The sequence below is a fragment of the Chryseobacterium sp. SG20098 genome (assembly GCF_031844745.1).
GTDB classification, from domain to species: Bacteria; Bacteroidota; Bacteroidia; order Flavobacteriales; family Weeksellaceae; genus Chryseobacterium; species Chryseobacterium cucumeris.
Genome location: NZ_CP134622.1, coordinates 1,265,415 through 1,288,441 on the forward strand (window position 1 = coordinate 1,265,415; position 23,027 = coordinate 1,288,441).

At 35.8% G+C, this 23,027-nt stretch carries 26 protein-coding genes; 18 read left to right on the forward strand and 8 right to left on the reverse strand.

All coding sequences use genetic code 11. The annotated features are described in order from the left end of the window. Window positions 1-54: 54 nt before the first annotated feature. Together RHP76_RS05755 and RHP76_RS05760 are read left to right on the forward strand one after the other, a co-directional pair. Entirely contained in the window at window positions 55-1,737 is a 1,683-nt protein-coding gene (locus tag RHP76_RS05755) for an APC family permease (protein ID WP_277695015.1), read from the forward strand. 157 nt (window positions 1,738-1,894) lie between these two features. Continuing rightward, entirely contained in the window at window positions 1,895-2,233 is a 339-nt protein-coding gene (locus RHP76_RS05760; RefSeq protein ID WP_311229696.1) for an Mpo1-like protein, read from the forward strand. Window positions 2,234-2,568: 335 nt separating this feature from the next. Here RHP76_RS05760 and RHP76_RS05765 read toward each other — a convergent pair whose 3' ends face one another. From RHP76_RS05765 to RHP76_RS05775, 3 genes are all read right to left on the reverse strand, one after another. Continuing rightward, complete coding sequence (locus RHP76_RS05765; protein WP_062675237.1) at window positions 2,569-3,033, reverse strand: hypothetical protein; 465 nt, start codon at window positions 3,031-3,033, stop codon at window positions 2,569-2,571. Between the two features lie 24 nt (window positions 3,034-3,057). After that, window positions 3,058-3,513, reverse strand: a complete 456-nt coding sequence (locus RHP76_RS05770; protein ID WP_280210581.1) for a lipocalin-like domain-containing protein — start codon at window positions 3,511-3,513, stop codon at window positions 3,058-3,060. Window positions 3,514-3,635: 122 nt separating this feature from the next. Then, the gene (locus RHP76_RS05775) at window positions 3,636-5,645 is read right to left on the reverse strand and encodes a hypothetical protein (protein ID WP_409193523.1); all 2,010 of its coding nucleotides are present in this window, start codon (window positions 5,643-5,645) and stop codon (window positions 3,636-3,638) included. A gap of 156 nt (window positions 5,646-5,801) precedes the next feature. Between RHP76_RS05775 and RHP76_RS05780 the strand changes: the two genes are divergently transcribed. After that, a complete protein-coding gene (locus RHP76_RS05780; protein ID WP_288441567.1) occupies window positions 5,802-6,416 on the forward strand; it encodes a DUF4377 domain-containing protein in 615 nt (204 codons plus the stop codon). A 121-nt stretch (window positions 6,417-6,537) separates the two neighbouring features. On the opposite strand, the gene RHP76_RS05785 is transcribed toward RHP76_RS05780, so the two are convergent. After that, window positions 6,538-7,476, reverse strand: coding sequence for an SPFH domain-containing protein (locus RHP76_RS05785; RefSeq protein ID WP_062675312.1), 939 nt, complete (start codon window positions 7,474-7,476; stop codon window positions 6,538-6,540). A gap of 181 nt (window positions 7,477-7,657) precedes the next feature. On the opposite strand from RHP76_RS05785, the gene RHP76_RS05790 reads away from it, so the two are divergent. The 6 genes from RHP76_RS05790 to RHP76_RS05815 all read left to right on the forward strand — a co-directional run bounded on the left by RHP76_RS05790 (window position 7,658) and on the right by RHP76_RS05815 (window position 11,431). Further along, window positions 7,658-8,248: a Crp/Fnr family transcriptional regulator gene (locus RHP76_RS05790; RefSeq protein WP_311229698.1), complete on the forward strand. Its 591-nt coding sequence runs from the start codon at window positions 7,658-7,660 to the stop codon at window positions 8,246-8,248. A gap of 107 nt (window positions 8,249-8,355) precedes the next feature. Next, window positions 8,356-8,889 (forward strand): YceI family protein, encoded by a 534-nt coding sequence (locus RHP76_RS05795; protein ID WP_311229699.1) that lies wholly within the window; start codon window positions 8,356-8,358, stop codon window positions 8,887-8,889. 28 nt (window positions 8,890-8,917) lie between these two features. Then, window positions 8,918-9,136: a tautomerase family protein gene (locus tag RHP76_RS05800; RefSeq protein ID WP_311229700.1), complete on the forward strand. Its 219-nt coding sequence runs from the start codon at window positions 8,918-8,920 to the stop codon at window positions 9,134-9,136. A 7-nt stretch (window positions 9,137-9,143) separates the two neighbouring features. Continuing rightward, window positions 9,144-9,878 carry an SDR family NAD(P)-dependent oxidoreductase gene (locus tag RHP76_RS05805; protein WP_202838611.1) on the forward strand — a complete coding sequence of 245 codons (735 nt, stop codon included), beginning with the start codon at window positions 9,144-9,146 and terminating at the stop codon, window positions 9,876-9,878. 68 nt (window positions 9,879-9,946) lie between these two features. Beyond that, window positions 9,947-10,327 carry a nuclear transport factor 2 family protein gene (locus RHP76_RS05810; RefSeq protein WP_311229701.1) on the forward strand — a complete coding sequence of 127 codons (381 nt, stop codon included), beginning with the start codon at window positions 9,947-9,949 and terminating at the stop codon, window positions 10,325-10,327. Window positions 10,328-10,339: 12 nt separating this feature from the next. Next, window positions 10,340-11,431, forward strand: coding sequence for an NAD(P)H-dependent flavin oxidoreductase (locus RHP76_RS05815; protein ID WP_311229702.1), 1,092 nt, complete (start codon window positions 10,340-10,342; stop codon window positions 11,429-11,431). 7 nt (window positions 11,432-11,438) lie between these two features. Here RHP76_RS05815 and RHP76_RS05820 read toward each other — a convergent pair whose 3' ends face one another. Further along, entirely contained in the window at window positions 11,439-12,794 is a 1,356-nt protein-coding gene (locus RHP76_RS05820; RefSeq protein ID WP_062675314.1) for a deoxyguanosinetriphosphate triphosphohydrolase, read from the reverse strand. Window positions 12,795-12,997: 203 nt separating this feature from the next. Here RHP76_RS05820 and RHP76_RS05825 point away from each other — a divergent pair, with 203 nt between their 5' ends. Both RHP76_RS05825 and RHP76_RS05830 read left to right on the forward strand, forming a co-directional pair. Next, window positions 12,998-13,627, forward strand: a complete 630-nt coding sequence (locus RHP76_RS05825) for a class I SAM-dependent methyltransferase (protein ID WP_311229703.1) — start codon at window positions 12,998-13,000, stop codon at window positions 13,625-13,627. An 89-nt stretch (window positions 13,628-13,716) separates the two neighbouring features. Beyond that, window positions 13,717-14,451 (forward strand): DNA-formamidopyrimidine glycosylase family protein, encoded by a 735-nt coding sequence (locus RHP76_RS05830; RefSeq protein WP_311229704.1) that lies wholly within the window; start codon window positions 13,717-13,719, stop codon window positions 14,449-14,451. Between the two features lie 187 nt (window positions 14,452-14,638). Here the strand turns inward: RHP76_RS05830 and RHP76_RS05835 are convergent, their stop codons facing one another. Beyond that, a complete protein-coding gene (locus RHP76_RS05835; protein ID WP_311229705.1) occupies window positions 14,639-15,361 on the reverse strand; it encodes a LytR/AlgR family response regulator transcription factor in 723 nt (240 codons plus the stop codon). Next, window positions 15,361-16,437, reverse strand: coding sequence for a sensor histidine kinase (locus RHP76_RS05840; protein ID WP_311229706.1), 1,077 nt, complete (start codon window positions 16,435-16,437; stop codon window positions 15,361-15,363). Before RHP76_RS05840 ends, RHP76_RS05835 begins: the two co-directional genes overlap by 1 nt. Before the next feature lie 191 nt (window positions 16,438-16,628). Between RHP76_RS05840 and RHP76_RS05845 the strand changes: the two genes are divergently transcribed. The 3 genes from RHP76_RS05845 to RHP76_RS05855 all read left to right on the forward strand — a co-directional run bounded on the left by RHP76_RS05845 (window position 16,629) and on the right by RHP76_RS05855 (window position 18,306). Then, window positions 16,629-17,057: a hypothetical protein gene (locus RHP76_RS05845; RefSeq protein WP_062675248.1), complete on the forward strand. Its 429-nt coding sequence runs from the start codon at window positions 16,629-16,631 to the stop codon at window positions 17,055-17,057. A gap of 7 nt (window positions 17,058-17,064) precedes the next feature. Continuing rightward, window positions 17,065-17,289 (forward strand): hypothetical protein, encoded by a 225-nt coding sequence (locus tag RHP76_RS05850; protein ID WP_120231573.1) that lies wholly within the window; start codon window positions 17,065-17,067, stop codon window positions 17,287-17,289. A gap of 360 nt (window positions 17,290-17,649) precedes the next feature. Further along, complete coding sequence (locus RHP76_RS05855) at window positions 17,650-18,306, forward strand: glycosyltransferase family 32 protein (protein ID WP_062675250.1); 657 nt, start codon at window positions 17,650-17,652, stop codon at window positions 18,304-18,306. On the opposite strand, the gene RHP76_RS05860 is transcribed toward RHP76_RS05855, so the two are convergent. Then, window positions 18,303-18,638 (reverse strand): DMT family transporter, encoded by a 336-nt coding sequence (locus RHP76_RS05860; protein ID WP_120231574.1) that lies wholly within the window; start codon window positions 18,636-18,638, stop codon window positions 18,303-18,305. The genes RHP76_RS05855 and RHP76_RS05860 overlap by 4 nt on opposite strands. Window positions 18,639-19,729: 1,091 nt before the next feature. Here RHP76_RS05860 and RHP76_RS05865 point away from each other — a divergent pair. The 4 genes from RHP76_RS05865 to RHP76_RS05880 all read left to right on the forward strand — a co-directional run bounded on the left by RHP76_RS05865 (window position 19,730) and on the right by RHP76_RS05880 (window position 23,013). Next, on the forward strand, window positions 19,730-20,449 hold the full coding sequence (locus tag RHP76_RS05865; protein ID WP_120231575.1) for an AAA family ATPase: 720 nt from the start codon (window positions 19,730-19,732) through the stop codon (window positions 20,447-20,449). Continuing rightward, a complete protein-coding gene (locus RHP76_RS05870; protein ID WP_311229707.1) occupies window positions 20,446-21,186 on the forward strand; it encodes a YggS family pyridoxal phosphate-dependent enzyme in 741 nt (246 codons plus the stop codon). The genes RHP76_RS05865 and RHP76_RS05870 overlap by 4 nt, the downstream gene beginning before the upstream one ends. A 12-nt stretch (window positions 21,187-21,198) precedes the next feature. Further along, on the forward strand, window positions 21,199-21,465 hold the full coding sequence (locus RHP76_RS05875; protein ID WP_110010378.1) for a hypothetical protein: 267 nt from the start codon (window positions 21,199-21,201) through the stop codon (window positions 21,463-21,465). Between the two features lie 729 nt (window positions 21,466-22,194). Continuing rightward, the gene (locus tag RHP76_RS05880; protein WP_311229708.1) at window positions 22,195-23,013 is read left to right on the forward strand and encodes a hypothetical protein; all 819 of its coding nucleotides are present in this window, start codon (window positions 22,195-22,197) and stop codon (window positions 23,011-23,013) included. Window positions 23,014-23,027: the final 14 nt, after the last annotated feature.

A 23,027-nucleotide genomic window follows, 5' to 3' on the forward strand; every position in this document is an offset into this window, starting at 1 on the left:
TCAAAATAAAAAATCATTACATTTGCTTTTTTTCAAATCAAATATAGTTATTGAATGAGTCAACTTTTTAGAAGAAAAATCTATTCAGATACAGATACATCAACAGGGCTTTTAAGAGTCTTAGGGGTATGGGACATTGTATTTTTTGGTATTGCGGCCATTATTGGAGCTGGGAGTTTCAGCAGTTTGGGAGAAGCCGTTTTCAGAGGCGGTCCCGGTGTAATACTACTCTATTTGATTTGTGGCTTTGCCTGTGGGTTTACCGCTTTATGCTACGCTGAATTTGCCAGCAGAATTCCTACGGCAGGTTCTGCCTACACATATGCTTATGCCAGTTTTGGGGAATTGATTGCATGGGTTATCGGCTGGGCTCTGATCATGGAATATTCTTTCGGGAATATTTACGTAGCCTTTTCCTGGTCAGATTATTTCACCAGTTTCTTAGGACGTCTCGGAATGCATATCCCTGATTATCTTACCTGCAGCTATACCGAAGCCAGAAAAGCCGTTCAATATGGTTCAGAAAACAAGGAACTCTTAAATGCATGGAAGACCGCTCCATTAATCGGAAGTTTGAAATTCATTGTAGATATTCCGGCGTTGGTGATCAATGGTTTAATTACATGGCTTTGTTATGTAGGAGTAAAAGAAAGTAAAAACTTCAATAACTCTCTGGTTATCTTAAAGCTTGGAGTAATTATATTGGTTATACTGGTTGGTTTTGCGTATATCAATACTGAAAACTGGACTCCGGTAAGTCCTACAACGGGAACACCATCCTTTATGCCAAATGGCTTTGCCGGGGTAATGAGTGCCGTATCCGGAGTATTCTTTGCTTATATCGGATTTGATGCTTTAAGTGTTCTTTCTGAAGAGACTAAAGACCCACAAAAGACTTTACCAAAAGGAATGATCATCTCTCTTGTGCTGTGTACTGTGATCTATATTGCATTAACGCTTGTATTGACAGGTATGGTAGATTACAAGAAATTTGACGGTGTTGGAGATCCTCTTTCTTTTATATTTGAAAAAACAAATGCTAATGTAGCCTGGATGGAACTTGTAGTTTCTTTCGTTGCAATTGTTGCCATTACCACTGTATTATTGGTTTTCCAGATGGGACAGCCAAGAATATGGTATGCCATGAGCCGTGACGGACTGATGCCTGCAAGATTTCAAAAAGTACATCCTAAGTATAAAACACCATCATACGCAACTATCGTTACTGGGATTGTGGTAGGTATTCCTATCCTGTTTACAGATAAAACTTTTATTCTTGACTTTACCAGTATCGGAACTATTTTCGCTTTTGTACTGGTATGTGCCGGGGTACTAATGCTTCCAGCTAAAGAAAAAATTAAAGGCAGATTCCACCTTCCTTATGTGAACGGAAAAATCATTTTCCCTGTTATTTTCATTGGTGGTTTACTGGCTTTCTACCAGTGGCAGCCTGAGTTTTTTGATAACCTTATGAACTGGTCAGACCCTAATGAAGGAGAATTCAGAGCTTCTATTTTCTTTTTTATTATCATCAACCTGATTCTATGTGTCGTAGCTTTTATCAAGAATTTATCATTAATTCCATTGATTGGTTTAAGTTCATGCCTGTATCTTCTTACAGGAATGAGCCATGAGAACTGGTTCTGGTTCGGAATGTGGTTCCTGATCGGTATGGTAATTTATTTCTGCTACGGATATAAAAATAGCAAGCTTGGAAAAGAATTAAAAGACAGTTAAGTAAGCTCTTAATAAAATTGCGAAAAGGCAAAATAGCAAAGAGGTTAATCCCGTTGGAAATACTGATTCGCTGTTTTGCCTTTTTCTTTTTCAGGCTCGTTTAAAAATCGGCAGCATTATTGCTTTGACTTCAACAGAATCAACAAACTATATCGCCATGGCCGAAAGAATCAAAACATACAGAGAGTTTTACCAGTTTTATCTTACTGAGCATAGTAAAACAGGCACACGCATTTTCCATTTTATCGGAACGTTTCTCGTATTTTTCGTATTATGGTATGTCATCAGTTCCGGAAAAGAAAGATTTCTATGGTATATTCCAATTGTAGGCTACGGATTTGCCTGGTTCAGCCACGCCGTGATTGAGAAGAATAAGCCGGCTACTTTTAAATATCCTTTATGGTCTTTAATCTCAGATTTCAGACTGTTTTTTGAACTATTAATCGGGAAGCAGAAATTCTTTACGTCCAATAACCAGCCTCAAAATCAGGAATAGCCTTTAGTTTCTTTTCTTTCTTAATTTTGAAGACGCAAGAGCATTTCGACTTAGCACAATGTGAGATTTTCAGCAAATGATGATATTATTTTTCTCGCAGATTGTGGAGATTTCGCAGATTTTTTTTAATAATATCTGCCTAGTTTTCAAGAGCTGTAGAGGATATTAAAGTTTAGATTCCTTGCTTTGCCCGGAATGACAAAACAGAGTTTTGAAATTTTATCGGAGATAAAATCTTTGCGCCTTAAAAGCATTCCTTCTAATAATACTTGCGCCTTTGCGTTTTCCGACCTTTACTTTTAGATTGAGATTGCTTCACCTTCGGTTCGCAATGACTATATGTTGGTAGAATTCTGTTTATTCTGAGGGAGTTTCTTCCCAATCAGATAACCCAATGAAGGCAGAATGCATGATAATACAACCGGAACTATCAAAGCCAGACCTGATCCGTCAAGGATAATCGTTAAAGGAAAAAGATATCCGTTATAAACAAGCAGTGCCAATGTAAAAAGAAAACTGTCACTATTACCTGTAGAAAGAATATTAAAATCGCTTCCAAACTGATCAAACAAACCGGAGCAAACGAATAAGAAGACATTCACAAAAAACATCCATAGGACGGTTCTGTAGATCATTCCTTTTTTTGCATTCAGATATCCGGCGAAGATCAGAAATAAAGATAAAATTCCGGAAACGGCATAATCCAGTCCTGAAACATCAACTTCACTACCCATTCTTCCAAAGAAATACATGGCATACAATACCAGATTTCCGAGATAGATGACCGTTACATAATTCATACCTTAAAAATTTTGTGTTTACGGTTAGTATTGTTTTTCAAATATGTCGTAATGAACCGTGTTTACTATCTTCTCTGCAAGGATGTCTCCATCTACTTTTTTCCGTTCAGGAATATAGCTTGAAAAGGTTATCGTATGATCTTTATTGATTGTTACTTCCACTTCTTCAAGGATATTTTTATCATCTACATAAAACTGGATCCTGTTTTCTACAACTCTCCAGAAAGAAAGTCTTGGTTCAGATGGACTGCAGTCACCCGACTTCCCTTCTACATAATTATAAATGGCGAAACCATCTTCCCTGATCGCATAATTTCTCATCAGGCGGCAGTTATCGAACTCTTTTATCACTTTCTTTTTACCTTCATAAAATCCGGCTTCCTTTAGTTTCCAGAATCCAGTAACGTTTTCTTTGGTTAATTTTTGGGCACTGACCAGAGAAAAGGTCATACAGGAAGCGAGAAAAAATATTTTAGACATAATGAATTTGTGTTTTTTGATTGTAAACGAATATAATAATCATAGTAAAGAATTACGGCGGGCGGTGAAGCCGCCCGCCGTAATTCTAAACCTTAAACCTTAAACTTTGAACTTAAAGGATTTTATTTAAACTTCTTCTTAAAGCTAAATTTAAGCATATTCATGAGTCCCGGTTCAATGATATCAATTCCCAGTCCGAAATTACTGTCAGCAACAGTATGATGATCTGTTCGGAATTGTTCAAACTCGCTTTGCGGAATTTCAATATTAATCAGAGGATTGTATTCAATGTACACACTTGCCCCATTTTTGTTTACTTTTTTTCGACTTTTATAATCAAAATATGGGTTGGATATTGTACTTTCCTGGACTGTATATTTTTCTTCAACATCAATTTTCTGATCCGTCTGTAAATTGATTTCATATTTCTCACTGTCGAAATTATGCCAGAAAGGTAAATCTTTGTGGATGAAATCTCTTGCACTCGCCTTCACTACATTTCGGTCAAAGTACATTAGAAAACGGTTTTTCTGCGGATCCACAAAATAAGGATTTTCAATGGTTGCGGTATACTGGATCTTAACTTCATTCAGTTTCTTATCATCACTGACTACATCAATAGCAGCATCTTTGAATACGTTTCGAACATCTGTACCATTGCGGTCACCTGAATAATTAAGCGCATAGAAAAGAAAGCTGTTCCAGCTGTCTATGATTTCTCTTTTATTGGTACTTTTAAAATACCTTCTCATAGCATTGGCTCTGTTTCCTTTATAAGTCGTTGACAGAGTAAGCTTTCCTGTATTGCCCTGTGCATTTAAATCAACTCTTTCATCAATGCAGAAGTAAGGGAATTTATAAGATTTTCTTACCTGAAGCTCCTGATCTTTCTTAACTTCCAGATAATGCATAAAATAGATAAAGCCTCTGTTTTCAATCAATCCGAATTCATCACGAATGGTTGCATCAATGAAATATTCTTCACCTTTATAATTCACTTTTACGACAACATGATTGAAACTTAACAGGGACGGCAGATAGTATTTAATATAATAATCCGTATTAAAATTAACCAGCACTACAGAGGCGTCTACTCCTATATAATCAAGAATTACTTTCAATAAAACCGATTTTGCCTTACAATCACCCTGTTTATTTTCATAGGTTACTGACGGCTCCTGTGGTTTATGTCCATTCATTTCATCTGCATTGAAGACGTAATAAATATGATTTTGTACATATTCTATGGCAAACTGCAGTTTTTCATCCTGATCAGCAATGGCATCCAGTTTTTCAACCAGGTTGGGAGCAAAATCCTTTAAAGAAGATTTGTTGAAAATCTCCTCATAGAACGGTACAATATAGTTGGAAAGATCTTTCCAGTTGCTTTCTGTAGCAAAATCTACATAAGGGAAAATTTCACGGCCTGAATCTACAGGGTTGATATAATTCTCTTCTTCAATGACAAATCTGTCTCCTTTTTTCAGATAACTGATTTCCGGCTCAAGAACATTGCCCTGTTCATCTCTGAAAAATGTTTTTTTGTAAGCAATAGTCTGTTCACGCTCATTGATAAACGTGAATTTAAAACTGCCATAAGCCCAATAGTTATCCGGACTTACCCAGACATATTTGGAGAACTCCTTTCTAAGAAAATCGCGGTCTGTAAATTCTTTGATTCTTGAATCTTCTAAAATCAGAACATCATACAGCCTGAGATCTTTAATGGTAATATTGATTTTTTTATTACTGCTAAGAACTCCTCCACTGCTTTGGTTTTCACTGTCAAGAACCTTTATTTTTGTGTCCGGAATCTTATCGATCAGCACTCCATCCCTTAACACACTGATCCTGTGAATCTGGTAAACTTCATTTTCCTCAACAATCACATCAGAAACAGAAGCCCTTTCCAGGTTTCCCGGTTCGTTCAGAGTATAAGCCATGCATACGTACTCACTGTTTTCAGTATTGCTTGTATAGTATTTTTTGTCTAAAAAATAGCAGTAATCGCGACCTTCATCAATTTGTCTTCTGGCAAATTCGGAGTCTTTGATTCGGTTTTTTATTTCCTCATCCCCGATATTTCCTGCCCACATTTCAGGTTTTTGAATCCTGTAATTTTCAACTTGCATTTGATTATCCATATTTATTATAAGAATTATATTTTGGTTAGTTTTTAAGAAATTCAAATTAAACAATTAAAAAAGTAAAAAACAATAGCAGAAGTACTACAAATTCAGTATTTTTTTTCGGCACAGTAATTGCGAGGTATGGGGAAAATCAAGTTTATGAAAAGTATAGCAACAATTCTAAAAGGGGCAGCACCCGCATTAGCATTATTCGCAATGACGCAATGTACAACCACAGCCAATGCATCCGCAGGTGATGAAAAAACATTCATCGTAGGACCACAAACAGCAGATTGTACAGGAGTAGCTCCTATGAAATGTCTGCAGGTAAAAGAAAACACTTCCGCAAGCTGGACCAATTTCTACAGCAATATCGAAGGATTTACTTATGAACCGGGGTATGAATATGTTTTAAAAGTAAAAACGGAAAAGATTGCCAATCCTCCTGCTGATGGATCTTCCATAAAATACACTTTGGTAAAGCAGGTTTCTAAAACGAAAAAAGCAGAAATGGCAGCCAATGAAAAGACAATTATCGTAGGGCCGCAAACCGTAGAGTGTTCTGCTGGAGCCGGTCGTATGCAATGCATGCAGGTAAAAGAAAGCGCTTCTGCAGCCTGGACGAATTTCTACAGCAACATTGAAGGCTTTACTTATGAGCCGGGTTACGAATATGTTTTAAAAGTAAAAACAGAAAAAATCGAAAATCCTCCGGCAGATGCTTCTTCCATCAAATATACATTGGTAGAACAGGTTTCTAAAACGAAGAAATAATAAAAAACCGCTTCTGAAAATTCAGAAGCGGTTTTTTATTTTGCGGGAAGAAGGAAGTCAGAAGTTACTTTTTGGTCAATCCGGAAAAGCTAACCATTATATCTTCATTTTCCTTTTTATCTTAAAACCCAGTCTCTTTTTGTGGAGGATCAGGATATTTTCCTTTAGTAGCTTCTCCTACTGTGTTGGCTGTAGTCATCGCTACCACAAGATCATTCAGCATTCCGCTGGCTGCAGTGGGTGAATTGGGAAGGAGTACAAGATTACTTCTGTTGCTGGCGCCCACAGAATGTAAAGTATCATAATGCTGTGTTACTACAATAAGCGCTGAAGCCTCATGAGAATTGATATCCACATTATTCAGCATTCTTACAGACTCTTCAAGTCCTTTTGCAATTTCTCTTCTCTGGTCGGCAATTCCCTGCCCTTGTAATTTCTTAGATTCTGCTTCTGCTTTTGCAACCGCAACAATTCTGATTCTTTGTGCTTCAGATTCGTATTCAGCAGCCGTTTTTTCTCTTTCTGCTGCATTGATCCTGTTCATGGCATGTTTTACCTGCTCATCCGGATCAATATCTGTTACCAAAGCTTTGATAATATCATAACCATAACTGTTCATGGCATCCTGAAGCTCGCTTTTCACTGCAATGGCCACATCATCTTTTCTTACAAAAACATCATCAAGCTTCAACTTGGGAACTTCTGCTCTTACCACATCAAAAACAAAAGAAGTAATTTGATTTTCAGGATTTTCCAAACGATAATAAGCATCTCCCACCTGACTTCTAATGACCTGATACTGAACAGAAATTTTCATTTTGATGAAAACATTGTCTAATGTTTTGGTATCAATCAGTACATCCAACTGCTGAATTCTCAGATTAAGTCTTTTAGCAATCTGATCTATGATGGGTAACTTAAGGTGAAGACCTGAATGCTTTACCGCACGGAATTTCCCGAAACGCTCTATAATCGCTGCTGTTTCCTGCTTAACGACAAAAAACGAAGCGAATAAAATGATAAGCCCGAAGAAAATAACGGGTGCAAAATATATACTCATAGTTTTAATTTTTATTAATATGTCGTTACACCACCTGTTTTTGTTAAAAACATTTTTTGTAAGTAGCTGCTTAAATATAAGAAAAATAAATGTAAGATCCGGAATATAATCCCCGGGAAATCAGACTTGATGATATCATATTTTTTTTTAAAACCAAAATTATTCTGAAAAAGACTTACTTTTGAATATTCATTACATCATGGTCAATTCAAAAGAAATATTAAAAGATCACATCTCTAAATTCACTTCAATTACTGAAGAGCAATTGGATTATGTTTTCAGACATTTTAACCTGATCTCTTTAAAAAAAGGGCAAAGTCTTATTTCGGAAGGCGATTTTGTGAATCATGAATATTTTGTTCTGGAAGGCTGTCTGAAAGCTTTTTATCTTAATGACAGCATGAAAATGTTTATCCTTCAGTTTGCCATGCCTACGTGGTGGGTGACAGATTTTGATGCACTTTACAGTAAAACAAGGGCAACCATCAATGTAGACTGTATCACCAATGCCAGCATCCTTTCTATTTCCAACGAGAACAGGGAAAAGATCTGTAATGAAATTCATGAAGTTGAACATTTTTTCAGATGGAGAACCAATAAAGGGTATGTAGCCGCCCAGAAACGTTTGTTATCTTTTATGAATAATGATGCCAGATTCCGGTATGAAGAACTTCTATCCATGTATCCTCAATTGTACAATCTGGTTCCGAAACATCTGATTGCATCTTATCTGGGAGTAACCAGAGAAACTTTGAGCAGGCTGCACCAGTAATCAACCTCTTTAAAACAATTAATCTCTTCCTCTATTTTGTGAGGTACATCACGTAATTTTTTCCTCCAGTCGGCTGAACTTTGTGTCAATATTTAAAGCCAATAAAAATGGACACAAAAAATTTTAAAGTCAATACAGAAAACAGTACTATCGACTGGATCGGAAGAAAAGTAACCGGTACTCACAATGGAACTATCGGTATAAAAGATGGAAACTTCACATTTGGAGAAGGGAAACCTGTCTCCGGAAAGTTCATCATTGATACCCGAGCCATCAAAATCCTTGATATTGAGGATACTGAGACCAACACCCAGTTTGCCAATCATCTGGCTTCTGATGATTTCTTTAATTCTGAACAGTTTCCTGAAGCTTATTTCGAAATCACGCATGCTGAACCGGGTGATGAAAACCTCTATTATGCAAAAGGAGATCTTACGATAAAAGGGATTACCCATCCTATCGATACAAGTCTACACATTGTAAAAACGGAAAACGTTGCTGTTTTGGATACTAAAATAGTGGTTGACAGAACAAAGTTCAACATCAAATTCAGATCATCTAATTTCTTTACCAATCTTGGTGACACATTGATCTACAACAATTTTGATCTCAACATTCATTTTGTTGCGGAAGCTTATTAATTCAAATAACCTTAAAAATTTTACCATCATGCCATTCATCAAAGTAGATGTGCTTCGCGAAGATCTTAACCGCGAAACAAAACAACAATTAATCAGAAAAATAAGTGAAGCTGTAACTTCAGTTTTGAATAAGGATCCTCACTTAACCCATATTGTCATTAACGAGATTGAAGATGATAACTGGGGATATGCCGGAGAACAGGTTTCAATATTAAAAGAACAGGGATTTTCAACAGGAAAAAAATAAATCATCAATGAAAAAACAAACCGTAATAATAACAGGAGCCTCTTCAGGAATAGGATTGGAAACAGCACGTTATTTCTTAGACCGAGATGATAATGTCATCATCAATTCCCAAACGGCATCTAAACTACAGGATGTTTATAATGAACTTGGAGCCGGTGAAAATCTGGCAATGGTTGCCGGAAATGTTTCAGACAAAGCAACAGGTGAAGCGCTGGTAAAAACAGCTTTAGAAAGATTCGGATCTGTTGATGTTCTTATTAATAATGCAGGAATTTATGAAAATAAAGCATTTCTGGACGTTACCGAAGATTATCTGGATCGTTTTTTAACAACGAATTTGAAAGGAACATTCTTCACTACACAGGCTGTTATTCCTCAGATGATCAGACAAAAAGACGGTGTGGTAATTAATGTAGGAACGCCATTGGTATATCATGCCATTGCAGAGTCTCCTTCCACAGCGCCTATTTCGAGTAAGGGAGCTATTCATGCACTGACTTTGCAGCTGGCGGCAGAGTTTGGGAAAGATAATATCAGAGTCAATACGGTGGCTCCCGGATTGATCAGAACTCCAATGCATGGTGCAGACCTTGACAATAATGCAGGAATTCACCTCATTAATCGTATCGGAGAGCCGGAAGAAGTTGCTCAGATGATTCATGCGATTGCAAAGAACACATTAATTTCCGGGGCCATCATCAATGTTGATGGCGGAATGGGTGCCGGGCATCATTTATCATGAAACTATCATTAATTATAGCATGGCTGCTCAGCTTTCCCCTGAGTAGCCTTGCACAAAATCTAAAGGATATGAAAACCAATCAGACCTCAGAAACTGAAATAAGAAATGTCATAGAGAATTATTATTTCAAAGGGATTTATGAAGGAAATACCGATATTCTTGCCAAAGCTTTTTATAAAGATGCTTTGCTTTTCGGAGACGTTAACGGAGTTCCCTATTTCAAAACTGCTAAGCAATATATTGAAGGAGTCGGAAGCCGTGTAAGCCCGGAAAAATCAGGAAAGGAATTTAATGCTGTAATTATCTCAATAGATATCATTAATTCGATTGCTGTTGCAAAATTAAATGTAAGGATGTATGATTTTAATTACTATAATTTCATAACTTTCAATTATATAGACGGGCAATGGATGATCGTTAACAAGACTTTGACCAATGTACAGCCTTAATTCAGATTTTTAATGAAAACCAATACAATCATGTGGAATAAAAATAGAATTACGGAATTACTGGGAATAGAATATCCTATTCTGCAGGGACCTTTTGGCGGAGGCCTTTCCACCGCTGAACTGACAACAACAGTGAGTAATCTTGGCGGATTGGGAGGTTTCGGAGCGTATACTTTGTCACCGCAGGAAATCTTTGACGTTCACAAAGCGATACAATCCAAAACGGATAAACCTTACAATCTCAATCTCTGGGTAAGTGATCACGATATCATTAACGAAGAATATACAAAAGAACAATATCAAAAGGCTGTTGAGACTTTCAAACCTTATTTTGATCTTCTGCAGACGGATATTCCTTCAACACCACTCCCTTTTGAATCGAGATTTCAAAATCAGCTGGAGGTGGTTTTGGATATAAAGCCTAAAGTTTTCAGCTTTATGTTTGGACTGCTTGGTGAAAACCTCATCGAAGATCTTCATCGTCAGGGAACGGTTGTTTTGGGAAATGCAACAACACTTGATGAAGCGATTGCTTTGGAAAAAACAGGCGTGGATGTTATTGTGGCTTCCGGTTTTGAAAGCGGTGGTCACAGACCTTCATTTCTGGATCAGGCAGAACTTTCTACTACGGGAACATTTGCTTTGATTCAATTAATTAAAGATCGTGTAAAAATTCCTGTGGTGGCTGCAGGAGGTATTGCCAACGGCCGTGGAATTGCGGGGGCTTTCAAACTGGGCGCTGATGCTGTACAGATCGGAACGGCATTTCTGGCAACTGAAGAATCCGGAGTGTTACCGATACACAAAGAGTTTTTATTTTCTGAAGCTGCTAAATCCACTACTTTAACCAGAGCTTATACCGGAAGATTAGGACGTGGAATTACGACAAAAATCACAAGAGATCTATTAGCTGCAACAGAAAAAACATTACCGTTCCCATTGCAGACGCATTTTATGGGGGCATTAAGAAAAGCGGCTTTGGAACAGCAAAAAAATGATCTGGTTTTCTTCTGGTCCGGTCAGATTGCGCCTCTTTTAAAGCATAAAAAAGCCTCCACTTTAATGCAGTCATTAATCGAAGAGGCTTCTGAATTATTACAATAAATAGAATCTACACGGTCATTCCGATGTCTATTCCTTTTATTTTTCTATATAAATCGGTAGCGTAATTGTCTGTCATTCCGGAAACGAAATCAATCACCCCAAGAACTTTCTGATAATCGGTTCCGTCATTGTAAATAAATTGCTTTGGAATTAATTTCAAAGCTTTTACATCATAGGATTTTCTTTGGTCATCAGGTTTCAGAATGGAAGGAATAAAGTGATCCAGCAATTCATACATTACGTTGTAACCGGCATTTTCAATTTCAACAACAGCTTTATGATTGTAAATTTTTTCTACGGAAAAACTTTCAATATCCTGCAGTGCTTTATTTTCTTTTTTATAAATATCAAGTAATCCATTACTAAGATTTCCTTCAAGAATTGTTTCAAAGTTATGCTTATACATCTCAATCGATTTGTTGATTAATGCATTGATAACTTTTGCTCTCAGATAAGAAATCTGTTCATTTTCATTGGATATAGAACGTAACTTTGTTTCAATTCTCTGAACATCATCCGTTTCCGATTTTACGAGCTCGAAAAACAGGTTTTTACAGTCTGCTGTAGAAACAATTCCCAATCTGTGGGCATCTTCCATATCAATGATGTTGTAACAGATATCGTCAGCCGCTTCTACCAGCCACACAAAAGGATGCCTTTTGAAAATATGAGGTTCCTCACTTTCAGAAATAAGCTGGGTTTCTTTAGCAATTTCCAGAAATATATCTTTCTCATTCTGGAAAAAACCGAATTTCTTTCTGTGAATGATTCCTTTTTTCTTTGCAACCGCTTCACACGGATATTTTGCAATACTTGCCAACGTAGAGAATGTCAGCTGGATACCTCCTGCATCTTTCCCTTGCTGCTGCTGTGCCAGCACTCTGATGGCGTTTGCATTTCCTTCAAAATTAACCAGATCTGCCCACTCCTTTTCATTGAATTTTGATTTCAGATCCTTTTCATTTCGTTCAAAATAGCTTGCAATGGCATCTTCTCCGGAATGTCCGAATGCAGGATTTCCCACATCATGACACAAACAGGCTGCCGCAATTACATTTCCTAAATTATAGAGATAAAAATTCTTTGAGTCTTCAGTGAGTTCATTTTTAAAATCTTCAGCAATAAATTCACCGATAATACTTCCTAAACTTCTTCCTACGGATGATACTTCCAGAGAATGCGTAAGTCTGTTATGCACAAAAACACTTCCCGGAAGAGGAAAAACCTGCGTTTTATTCTGCAGTCTTCTAAAGGCAGAAGAGAAGATAATTCTGTCGAAATCCCTTTGAAAATCAGTTCGTGAAGCTTTGGTCTGTGGATTGTTTCCTGTACGTTGATTGGTGAAAATCTGGTTTAAATTCATCATTTTTCAAAATTACTCCAAATTTTAATTGTATGGAATAGTATTTAGATTTTTATTAGTGAGATCTTTCATTCAAAAAATCTATGACAGTAAACGTTTTTTAGGGATCGGAAAACTTGATGAAATATTTTACATTTGGTGTAACTAATACATTGAAGATTATGAATGATTCTTCTTCATGTCAATTTTAAATTCTTAATATAATGACAGACAACACATGGCTCAACAGATGGGATGAAAGATACAGCACCAAAGAGTTTGCGTATGGAACAGAACCCAACAATTATCTAAGAGAACAATTATCACAATTAACTCCAGGTAAAATACTTTTCCCTGCAGAAGGCGAAGGAAGAAATGCTGTTTTTGCAGCCACACAAGGATGGAAAGTTTCAGCTTTTGATATCAGTGCAAACGGCAGAAATAAAGCGTTACAGCTTGCAGAACAACTGGAAACCACCATTGATTATCAGGTGGGAGAACTTTCAACATTGGATTATCAGAAAGAGCAGTTTGATGCCATTGCGCTTATCTACGCTCATTTTCCGGGTGCGATCAAATCTTCTATTCATCAGATGTTAAATCAATATCTCCGTAAAGGTGGTTTTATTATTTTCGAAGCTTTCAGCAAAAATCATCTTGAATATATTGCAAAAAACGAAAAAGTAGGTGGTCCAAAAGATATTGAGTCTTTATTCTCTATTGAAGAAATCAAAGCTGATTTTCCGGATTATGATATTATTGAATTAGCAGAAACAGAAATAGAGCTCAATGAGGGACTATTCCATAACGGGACAGGTTCCGTTATTCGTTTTGTAGGACAAAAACTGGCCTAAAAATATTTTAAACAGGGTTGTTTTGGGATAAAAATCAGGTTTTATGCAGCTATGGAATATTATTTGAATCTTTATCTCAAAACAAACGTATGCCTGAAGGTCCATCCATCATATTAATGAAAGAAACCTTGCAGCCATTTGCAGGGCAGCAAGTGACAGAAGTTTCAGGGAATGCCCAATTTGAGAAAGATTCTTTCATTGGCCAGACTCTTCTCGAAATCCGTACTTTTGGAAAACAGACTTACCTAGTTTTTGAAAATTCAGCTATCAGAATTCACTTATTAATGTTCGGTTCTTACAGTGTTGATGAGCAGACCAAACCGGATAAAAGTTTGCGTTTGGCCTTGTTTTTCTCTACCGGAAACATTTATTTTTATACCTGTTCCGTAAAATCCGTACCTATTGAATATCTTTCAGCAATTGATTGGGAAGCTGATGTAATGAGCGACCAATGGAACCCCAAAAAAGCCGAAGAAAAATTAAAATCCAATCCGAAAATGATGGTTTGTGATGCATTGATGAATCAGGATATTTTTTCAGGTGTAGGCAATATTATTAAGAATGAGGTTCTTTTCAGAATTGGTGTGCAGCCTGAAAGTTTACTGGGTAATCTTCCTGCTAAAAAAAGAAAAGAGCTCATTGCTGAAGCCAGGAATTACAGTTTTGATTTTTTGAAATGGAAAAGAGAATTTGTCTTGAAAAAGCACTGGCTGGTCCATACAAAATCGGTGTGCCCGGTTTGTGGACAAAAATTGGTCAAGAAACAAACGGGTGTGGGAAAAAGAAGAAGTTTTTATTGTGAAAAGGATCAGAAGCTTTATTGAATAAACCGGTATTCTCATGTTTTGGCTGAAGCCGTTGATTGTTTTTATTTATTTAACGGGCTAAAGCCCGTTGCTATTGAATCATAGTATTCTATTTTTCCCACTGATTACACGGATTTACACAGATTTTCTAATCATTTGACTGATATTGATTATTACTCATTGTTCATTACCTAGTACTCATGTATTAGTCTGAGTTGAGAAGTCCTCCGGCAAATTTTGTGAAAAAATCTGCTCTGTATACTTCTCCAAGAGGAATTTCGGAGTCTTCAATGTATATATTATGATTGTCGAATGAATCTATAAAATTCATATTCACCACGTAGGATTTACTTACTCTGATAAAGGTTTCCCCGGAAATCTTCTGATGAATGGTTTTTAAATTCATTGCTGTGATCAGCTTTTGCTGCTTTGTATGAATAACGACATAATCTTTGAGCCCTTCAATAAATTTAATATCTGAAAAACTGATTTTATAGAACCTGCGTTCTGCCTTTATGAACAGGAAGTCTGCGGTATTGGATTCTACCGTATTTTTCACGGTATTCTTAGATAAAAGTTCCGTATAAAGTACCGCTTTATCAATTGCTTTTTTAAGCCTTTGGGGATCAATAGGTTTCAAAAGGTAGTCCACTGCTTCCAGTTCATAGCTTTTCAATGCATATTGAGAATAAGCGGTGGTAAAAATAATCAGTGATTTTTTCGGAAGCATTTCTACAAATTCAAGACCTGTTACCATGGGCATTTCTATATCGAGGAAAATAAGATCTACCTCATTATCTTTAAGAAACTCAAGGGCAGAAGGAGCATTGGAAAATTCGCCCAGGACATCCATACTGGAAATTTCAGCGATCAGCGATCTCATTTCGGCTCTTGCCAGCGGTTCATCATCAACAATAATACAATTCATCACACGGGAATTTTTAAATTTACAACATATTCTTTATCAATGGATTCTATCTTCAGATCAAAGGTATCACTATAGAGAAGCTCCAGTCTTCTGGTGATATTGGCAAGCCCAAGTCCACTGTTTTTTTTATCTGAAACGGTATACCCGGTACTTCTTGAATTAATACACCTGAAATAAAGCTGTTTATTCTCAATATTGATGTCTATTTCTACATAAGACTCTCCTCCACTGAGATCTACACTGTGCTTCACCGCATTTTCCACAAAAGTGGTAAACAGATTGGGAGGAATAAAAATACTGCTCATTATTCTTTTCTCCACATTGACCTGAATATCAAAAGAGAAATTGTCACGTCTTATTTTTTCAAGGTTTAAAAAATTGGACAGAAAATCAATCTCTGAAGTCAGCAACGTTTTCTCTTCACTGTTTTCGTAGAGCTGGTATCTGAGAAACTCTGAAAGTTTTACAAGTACTACTGAAGCTTTTGCCGGATCTGTTCTGATGAGTGCTTTTACATTATTCAGCATATTAAACAGAAAATGCGGATTGATCTGATTTCTCAATTCATTCAGTTCCATCTTCAAGGTAAGATTACTCAGCTCATTGATCCTTTTATTATCACTGATCCATTTCTGTAAAAGCTTTATGGTAGTAGTCGTGAGGATTATCGGAATGCACATCAAAACACCCTCATAAATACCTCCTCTTTCATTATCTTTCGGAATGTATTGCGTTCTGAAATCCTGAAAGAGATGCCTGAAACTATAGCCGATGAAATTAAGTCCCACAACTCCCATTAGAACCAACAGTACAAGATAACTGATGTATTTTGTTTTAAAGAAAAACCGCGGAACCAGCACATATATATTAATGTATACCATTGCAATCAGAATCGTATACACAAAAAACAGAACATAATACTGATAGACCCCTGAATACCAATGCCAGAACCTTGCACTGTAGATCAAAATGAAAAAGAAGATCAGAAACAACAGATGTCTTCGGAGTCCGTACTTCGCTTCCACCAGAAAATCCATAACAAAGGTTTCTTCAAATTTCCACGGACTGTATTTCATATGATAGGCTCATTTTATGATTAACAAAAATAGTCAATAACGTAAATTACAACTATTTTATTATACAAAACCTGTATTTTATTATACCAATTATCACACTCGGGGATTTTGTATAAAATACCAGCCATTTTGTATAAAAACAAATTTACACACTTCTTTTCTCTATTCCTTTGTACCGTAAAATGACACATATGGAATTAACAGTCTTTCAAGAACTCACTCAGGAAATATCTCTAGAATGCTTTTTTATGACAGAATCTCAACAGGAAGAAAAAGTAATACAGCTCATTGATCTGCATCATTTTATAGAATGTTTTGATTCGGAAATGAAAATTCTCAGCTACCTCCACCATTCTATTAATATTGTAGAACATGAAGGAGAGAAAAAAGGTATTCTGTTTTGTGACCTTAAACATTCTGCTGTACCTGACAGCAATGCCTCTGAAGAGTTTAGAAGAAGATACGGATTATCAGAACTCTGGTTTGTTTTTGTAGAGGAAACCTTTGTTCAGGATACTGCGTGCTATACGGATGCCATTATTGAAAACAGTCTGGATATCTTCTATGAAAGAATTTTCACCTTCAGCTTTTTCCAATCTATTATTCAGCCTTTAAAATAAACTACCGATGAAAACATTGAGAAGAGTAATTGTTCCCCTGGCAATTCTTCCTTTTAAAAACATTATTTATGCTCAAAAAAGGATAGTATTCCTTTTGAAGGTCCGTGCATTCTTTGCGGATAAAATCCCGCAGTCACGGAACTTCAATATTGAATATACTTTGACTTTGATAACCCCATCTTCTTTTTCTTCACAGTTACAAGGTCAGGATTTGCCGGAGGCTGGTTTTTGAGTACTGCATTGAGCTACCGTTATACTTCGATCAGGAACGAAACCTTCACTCTATTTCAATATTGGAATTTCTTATAACCCTTTTGAAAGACCGAGGGCAAAATAAATTTAAAATACCATGCGATTTTACAATATCACACCTTATTCCTGAACTTCCTCCATCGAGAGATTAAAAAAAAATTAAAATTATTCTCCACATTATTTAACCATTCGTCTAAAATAGAATCAAATCTCCAGCTAAGCATAAGCTATTTCAAAGATAGGTAACTCTCTATTTCAGGAAAAATCTTATTACTGCTACACATTGCTGATGAAAAAATGATTCCGGTTTTTATATAAGAATATACTTTAAAAAAAGAAAATGGCAGTACCCAAACAAATATTTCAGACTTTTATAACTAAAAAACTTCCTTTGATTACAAGGTATCACATCTGGAATATGAAAAGGAAAAATCCGGAATACCGCTATTTTTTCTATGATGACCAGGATATAGAGAAGTTTATCACCGAAGAATTTCCTCCAGAATATATCAAAAGCTACCGTAAACTGACTATTGGAGCGGCAAAAGCAGATTTCTTCAGGTATGCTATTTTATATAAAAAAGGAGGAATATACCTGGATATAGACAGCAGCACTATCAAACCGTTTGAAAAACTTATTCAGGAAGATGATGAAGCTGTGATCAGTGTAGAAAGACACGAAAACCTGTATGTTCAATGGGCTCTTATTTTCAATAAAAACCATCCTTTTCTTAAGAAGACATTAGAATTGATGATTGATAACATAGACACTCACCGCTATCCACATAATATCCATGCTACTACAGGTCCTACCGTATTCAGTAAAGGAATAAGGGAATCATTAAAGGAAAATCCGACCATTCCTTTTACATTATTTAACGGCATTGAGTTCAGAGGATATTTAAAATTCAAATATAAACTGGGAAAGTTCTTTTTATACAAAACAAGATCCCAGCACTGGAAACAGAAGCAGAAGCATCAGGAAATTATTTTTTAATGAGTTCCCATCTTTGAGAACACATTAATAATAATCACACCAATTACAATCAGGGCAATCCCGATAATGGCAGGCAGATCTGGAACCTGCTTGAATGCTATCACTCCAATCATCGTTATAAAAATAATACCTACTCCGGACCAGATGGCGTAGGTAATTCCTACCGGGATGTGGCGAAGGGTAAGACTCAAAAAATAAAATGCACAGGCATAACCAACAACTGTCACTACTGATGGCCAGAGTTTAGAAAATTCCTCAGACTTTTTCAGAAAAGTCGTGGCAATAATCTCAAATACAATTGCCAGTGCAAGAAAAATATAACTGCGTCCCATAAATTCATTCTTTCTGCAAAAGTAGTAAAAGCCCCCGGAGAATTCAAAAGAGAATTCTTTCACACCACTCTATTCCCGGGATAAGCAATGTTTTGTTATCCAGCTCCTTCGAAACTTCAATAATTTTCATAAGCTTCTTATTTTCAAACCCATTTATTCTCATTGTCTGGATTCTACTGCCTCAAAATAATCGGTCAGCAGACAACTTTATTTTCATTTCTGGCATAAAATAATATTTCTCTATGACATGAAATGTGACAACTGACAAAAATTCCAGTGTAAAAACAAGTGTTAAAAATAAATTTTATTAACATAAACATCTATTTAAAGTGAAAAATTAAAGTTCAAAAATTACACTTTAAAACAATATTATGCTAAGCATTATTTATTATTTGTTTTATCAACTCCAATATAGAAGTCAATAAACGATTAACACATTCACATGATTTTACAGACAGAATAATAAAAGTATTAATAAATTTCAAATAATACATTAATTTATTGTAAACAAAAATTCACTAATACTTGAACACAAAACCCCGTAATACACTGATAAACATCATAGTATTTTACTTTGGCACATGATTTGAAAGTAGTAATATTGCAATTGAAAGATTGATAAAAAAAAGTCAAATAATTAAAAATAATACAAAATGGTAACTTATATCGGTATCGTAACAGGTTTAGTAGTAATCACTTCATATTTTATGACAGTAAGAAGAGAAAGAAACTAATCTTAAAATAAAACAAGCCTATAGAATATCTATACTAATTATATTGTTTTATGTTTTTAGTCTGAGAGATCGGATTGCTCTTTTACCATCGGGTAAAAGGGCCCAAAAACATAAGCAGAAAGATCTTAGTTTCATAACAAATTTTAATATCCAAATGAGAAAAGCCGGTCGCAAGTCCAGCTTTTCTTTTTTATATAGTCTTTTTCCCACAGATCTCACAGACTTTCACAAATTGTTGCTAATACCAGCATCATTTATCATTCAGTATCCGGTGGACCAGTTATTTATTATTTTTCAGGATTCTTTTTAACATTCAATAAAGCTTTATCTTTGTTTATTCAATAATCATTAATCATCATGAATCTGTACAACCTTATTATTCAAGATAAAGAACAGGTAAATCTTAACGAAGTATTTCTTAATGCCAACAACAGAGAACAGCTAGTACAGCTCATTAAAGAGCATAATTACGTTAAAGAGCTCCAGGAGTATGGCTTGCCGGTTAACCATAAGATTTTACTTGAAGGAAGTTCCGGATGTGGAAAAACAATGACAGCCAAGGCCATTGCCAATGCCCTTGGAAAAAATATTATTATTTTAAATCTTAGTAATATTGTTTCGTCTCGCATTGGAGAAACGTCACAGAATATTAAAATGATTTTTGATAAAGCCGCCAGAGAAAGATCGGTATTATTCCTTGATGAACTGGATCAGATCGGGAAAGCAAGGGGCAGCGATGATAAAGATGTGGGCGAAATGAGAAGATTGGTTAATACTTTGATTCAGCTGATTGATTATTATCCTGAAAATGCGCTTTTAATCTGTGCCACCAATCATCCTGAGATTATTGACACCGCCCTTCTAAGACGTTTCCAGCTAAAAATTAATTATGAAATGCCTTCCGCTGAAATTCTGGATTCGTATTACAATCAATTATTAGCACAGTTTCCGGAAGACTTGAGAACGATTGAAAGAAAATACGCTATTTCTTTTGCTGAAGCTAAAGACTATGCTTTAACAGCCGTGAAAGCTGCTTTAATTAAAAAACTGGAAGCCAAAGAAACCATCTCATCATGAAAGAAGATATCCTCCACAATCTCGCTTTGATCAATGAAAGAATAAGAAAGTCTTGTGAGCAATCCGGAAGAAACAGTAATGAAGTCAGATTATTACTGGCTACGAAAACTGTTTCTGCAGACCGTATCAAAATTTCTTTGGAAAACGGACAGGAATTAATCGCAGAAAACAGGGTACAGGAATTGAAGGAGAAATATGAAAACCTGAAAGACATTCCCCATGAAAATCATTTTATCGGCCATCTTCAGACCAATAAAATCAAAGATATCCTGAAATACGATGTTACCTGTGTCCAGTCTCTGGATCGACTGGAACTTGCTGAAAAACTTCATCAAAGACTTTTGACTGAAAAAAGAACGATGGATGTTTTAATTCAGGTGAACACATCCAATGAAGAAAGCAAATTTGGAGTTGATCCTGATCAGGCTATTGAACTTACCCGAAAGATTTCCAGCTACTCTACTTTAAAGATAAAGGGATTGATGACCATCGGTCTGTTCAGTGCTGAGACCGATAAAGTAAGAGCATGCTTTAAAATCCTGAAAAATCTTCAGCAGGACATCATCACCGAAAATATCCCCAACGTAGAAATGAAGGAACTTTCTATGGGAATGAGCGGCGATCTGGAAACAGCCATTGAAGAAGGCGCCACCATTGTACGGGTGGGAACTGCCGTTTTTGGAGCGAGAATCTACCCGGACAGTTATTATTGGGATGAAGGAAAAACAAATAACTAAGCTTACAACTACATGTTCCCATTTACTTATACTTTTGAGAGAGAAATAAAAGATAGCAAAACGTTTAAAAATGTCACTGATGCAGTATGTCATTCAATCACAGAAAGGGGCTTAACTGATATTGTTCCTGCTGACGGCACCATCATAGGTGAAAACAAAATGTTTAAACTTGATTTTGCCAACAAATCCCCATTAGTTTTCTCACCTGGCAAAGAATACTTCTACTACAACGAAAATACAAGAATTCTTACCTACAAAACAAAGCATTTTATTCTATAGTATTTTCCCTGATCTATTCCGCTGTACTTTTCCTGATCCTGCATTTTATCCTAAATCACCTGACTACTGAGATACTAATAGCTTCTCTTCTTTTCATTGCCGGTATCATTATACATTATTGTCATTATATTTTGGTAATAGATAACGTTTCCAAAATTTAACCGAAAATTAAGCAGTAAAAACCTATCTCTTTAGTAAAATACCGGCTTCGACAGGCTCAGCCTGACAACGCTTAAAAATTTCGGTAGGTATTCGGTTGTCCCCCTGAGCCTGTCGAAGGGCTAATAATAAGAAAAACCTTTGTTACTCATTAATCCCAGGTATTAACTATAAGGACAAGTCAATAAACCCATTCCTTAGTCTACAAATTCGGTATACTTTTTGCTGTAAATATTTCGTAACCAAACAAATACATTTATGGATAAAAAATTACTATCGGTATGTCTGTTCATGACATTATTATTCTTTTTTTCATGTGAAAAAGAAAACACACAGATGAAAAGTGGAATTTCCATTGAAACCATTTCAATTATAACCTGCGTTACTATGGGCGTAGCTATTTTGCTTGCTTATAGCTTTAAACGAAGATAACAAACCGGAATTTAAATACTAAGACACCTCTCGATTTTTGGGAGGTGATTTTGTTTTAAAAATTTTAATTAAATGATTGGCATTTCATTAAAATATAATAAATTTCAAAAAATTTCTCTTTAGTAACTAATAACCCTAATGAAAAGAACATTCCTATCAGCATTTTTACCTTTGCTCATTTTGAATTGTACTCACAAAAAAGAAAATGTTCAACAGACAGACAAAGAGAATCCCAACCTTACAATGTCTATCCCGCTTGAATATCTTGTGGATTATCCTTTAATTAAAGACTCTTCAAAATTTATCAAAAATCTTCAGCAAGCTTTTGATCTCCATGTTCATGAAAGTCCTGTTCAGCAAAAAGGTGAAAAGATAACGGTATTCAAAAAGGTGAAAATCAATGGTTCAGATCAGGAGTATTACTTTGTTGAATACGACTGGAAGACAGGACCAAATTCTGAATATCCCTGGAAAAATCAACTTTTATTAACACAAGAAGGGAAGCTTGTTAAAATTTTATCAGCAGAACGGTATGAATTTGTTTCTATTTTCCCAAAACAAAATCCATACTTACTGGCAACCTCGGTCACAGCACATGGAAACGGAGGTCATGAAATTTACAAAATAACAGCAGACTCTTTAGAAGATATCTATGGGGGTAACGTCAGAACATATGATGCTCATGAAGACAACAAAATTTATGAACCGTATGAGCTGCAATTAAAAATTAAAGACTACGATAATGACGGATTTAATGATATTGCTTTCACAGGAAAACTTGTATTGATCCAGAGGCGAACACCGGATGGATTCTGGTATGACAATCTAACAATAGATGGCAGAAAAATCAAATATTCTGTTGATAATCCTTACAAAAAAATTCCTGTAGAATATATTTTTCTTTACGATCAAAAAACAGGACATTTTAAGCCAAAAGGAGATTATAGAGAGAAATAGAAAATTGAGATTGC

What these genes read in the sequence shown, in the direction of transcription:
- RHP76_RS05755 (WP_277695015.1), top strand. Translation starts at nt 55, where the DNA reads ATGAGTCAACTTTTTAGAAGAAAAATCTATTCAGATACAGATACATCA.
- RHP76_RS05760 (WP_311229696.1), top strand. Translation starts at nt 1,895, where the DNA reads ATGGCCGAAAGAATCAAAACATACAGAGAGTTTTACCAGTTTTATCTT.
- RHP76_RS05765 (WP_062675237.1), bottom strand. Translation starts at nt 3,033, where the DNA reads ATGAATTATGTAACGGTCATCTATCTCGGAAATCTGGTATTGTATGCC.
- RHP76_RS05770 (WP_280210581.1), bottom strand. Translation starts at nt 3,513, where the DNA reads ATGTCTAAAATATTTTTTCTCGCTTCCTGTATGACCTTTTCTCTGGTC.
- RHP76_RS05775 (WP_409193523.1), bottom strand. Translation starts at nt 5,645, where the DNA reads ATGCAAGTTGAAAATTACAGGATTCAAAAACCTGAAATGTGGGCAGGA.
- RHP76_RS05780 (WP_288441567.1), top strand. Translation starts at nt 5,802, where the DNA reads ATGAAAAGTATAGCAACAATTCTAAAAGGGGCAGCACCCGCATTAGCA.
- RHP76_RS05785 (WP_062675312.1), bottom strand. Translation starts at nt 7,476, where the DNA reads ATGAGTATATATTTTGCACCCGTTATTTTCTTCGGGCTTATCATTTTA.
- RHP76_RS05795 (WP_311229699.1), top strand. Translation starts at nt 8,356, where the DNA reads ATGGACACAAAAAATTTTAAAGTCAATACAGAAAACAGTACTATCGAC.
- RHP76_RS05800 (WP_311229700.1), top strand. Translation starts at nt 8,918, where the DNA reads ATGCCATTCATCAAAGTAGATGTGCTTCGCGAAGATCTTAACCGCGAA.
- RHP76_RS05805 (WP_202838611.1), top strand. Translation starts at nt 9,144, where the DNA reads ATGAAAAAACAAACCGTAATAATAACAGGAGCCTCTTCAGGAATAGGA.
- RHP76_RS05810 (WP_311229701.1), top strand. Translation starts at nt 9,947, where the DNA reads ATGAAAACCAATCAGACCTCAGAAACTGAAATAAGAAATGTCATAGAG.
- RHP76_RS05815 (WP_311229702.1), top strand. Translation starts at nt 10,340, where the DNA reads ATGAAAACCAATACAATCATGTGGAATAAAAATAGAATTACGGAATTA.
- RHP76_RS05820 (WP_062675314.1), bottom strand. Translation starts at nt 12,794, where the DNA reads ATGAATTTAAACCAGATTTTCACCAATCAACGTACAGGAAACAATCCA.
- RHP76_RS05825 (WP_311229703.1), top strand. Translation starts at nt 12,998, where the DNA reads ATGACAGACAACACATGGCTCAACAGATGGGATGAAAGATACAGCACC.
- RHP76_RS05830 (WP_311229704.1), top strand. Translation starts at nt 13,717, where the DNA reads ATGCCTGAAGGTCCATCCATCATATTAATGAAAGAAACCTTGCAGCCA.
- RHP76_RS05835 (WP_311229705.1), bottom strand. Translation starts at nt 15,361, where the DNA reads ATGAATTGTATTATTGTTGATGATGAACCGCTGGCAAGAGCCGAAATG.
- RHP76_RS05840 (WP_311229706.1), bottom strand. Translation starts at nt 16,437, where the DNA reads ATGAAATACAGTCCGTGGAAATTTGAAGAAACCTTTGTTATGGATTTT.
- RHP76_RS05845 (WP_062675248.1), top strand. Translation starts at nt 16,629, where the DNA reads ATGGAATTAACAGTCTTTCAAGAACTCACTCAGGAAATATCTCTAGAA.
- RHP76_RS05850 (WP_120231573.1), top strand. Translation starts at nt 17,065, where the DNA reads ATGAAAACATTGAGAAGAGTAATTGTTCCCCTGGCAATTCTTCCTTTT.
- RHP76_RS05855 (WP_062675250.1), top strand. Translation starts at nt 17,650, where the DNA reads ATGGCAGTACCCAAACAAATATTTCAGACTTTTATAACTAAAAAACTT.
- RHP76_RS05860 (WP_120231574.1), bottom strand. Translation starts at nt 18,638, where the DNA reads ATGGGACGCAGTTATATTTTTCTTGCACTGGCAATTGTATTTGAGATT.
- RHP76_RS05865 (WP_120231575.1), top strand. Translation starts at nt 19,730, where the DNA reads ATGAATCTGTACAACCTTATTATTCAAGATAAAGAACAGGTAAATCTT.
- RHP76_RS05870 (WP_311229707.1), top strand. Translation starts at nt 20,446, where the DNA reads ATGAAAGAAGATATCCTCCACAATCTCGCTTTGATCAATGAAAGAATA.
- RHP76_RS05875 (WP_110010378.1), top strand. Translation starts at nt 21,199, where the DNA reads ATGTTCCCATTTACTTATACTTTTGAGAGAGAAATAAAAGATAGCAAA.
- RHP76_RS05880 (WP_311229708.1), top strand. Translation starts at nt 22,195, where the DNA reads ATGAAAAGAACATTCCTATCAGCATTTTTACCTTTGCTCATTTTGAAT.